The following is a 1072-nucleotide window of genomic DNA, read 5'->3' as shown; positions in this document are numbered from 1 at the left end:
GTGGCTACTTGAGATCCGGCGGGGGAGCGAAAAGCTATGACATCGAATTCTACGGAGAGAGCGACGATCAGCTTCGTATCCTTCAGCGCTGGTTGATTGAGTTTAGAGCCCAGGGTCTCAAGCCTTCTGACGTAACGATCCTGTCGTTCAGTCGGGACGAGTTCAGCGCGGCGGTTCGCTTGCGCTCCGCCGGCACAGCCTTGGTCCCCGCGTGGCAAAGAAGCGATCGATACACGTCTTTCGCCAGCATCCATGCCTTCAAGGGCATGGAGAACAAGGCCGTGATCCTGACCGACGTGTTCCTGGACGCCCAAGACTTTAAGCGGTCTCTGTTCTACACAGGTGCTACCCGCGGGACCGAGTACGTACGTGTCCTCTGCCATGACTCATCAGTTCATACTTTGCGCCAGTGGTTGGAGGCGTAGGAGAAGAGAATGAAAGAACGGACGGGAATAATCGAATGTGTGCGGAGCGAAATAGTGGGTCCGTCGAGGCAGTCCAATCCAACCGTTGTTGCCTTCGCCGATGGCGAGTTCCGGGATCCTGTTTCACGACGGAAGGGAGCACTAGCCTGGAAGCCCGGAGCAGACGATCAAGTCGAAGAGGTGTTGTATTTCGAGGGCGAGTCACCCAATCGGAAGTACGGCGCTGGCATGTTGCATCCAGAGGGGCTGGCGCCCGTTGCGTCGGCGGTCGCAACGACCGCAACTGACACCGTTGGAGTTGATACTGCCGAGGAGGGGTCCGTCGACGATACGCCAGTGGGCAACGAGCCTTCCGACGACAGTTCAGACGCCGACCAAGAGCAACAGGTTGCGGACAGTGCTTCAAATGAAGATTTTGAGGTCACTGGAGGTTCCATCAGGCGCCCCTCGACCTTGGGGATTTCGTTTTGTCTCTCACTTTCCGCGGATGGCACCCTTCAAGTGCTCCTGCCATCGAGCCACCGATTCGCATGGCAACAACCGGATGACCTTCCATACCCTGTGAATGGTAGGTACGAAAGATGTCAAAGGCGCTGGACTGATGAACGAGGCAGGGAGCGTCGCGACGCTGTGTGGCGGCGACACCC

2 protein-coding genes are annotated in these 1072 nt (G+C 57.6%); both read left to right on the top strand.

Annotation, left to right across the window (positions count from 1 at the left end; all coding sequences use genetic code 11):
- The coding region (locus AC1DY5_RS56770; RefSeq protein WP_478122893.1) for an ATP-binding domain-containing protein at nt 1-425 on the top strand (425 nt) is incomplete at its 5' end.
- Between the two features lie 9 nt (nt 426-434).
- Nucleotides 435-1072: hypothetical protein (locus AC1DY5_RS56765; RefSeq protein WP_478122892.1), on the top strand; the 638-nt coding region annotated here is incomplete at its 3' end.

Source organism: Variovorax sp. P4_D9 (genome assembly GCF_056401695.1).
Note: the sequence above shows the minus strand (reverse complement) of the source record. Positions and strands in the feature narration are given on the sequence as shown.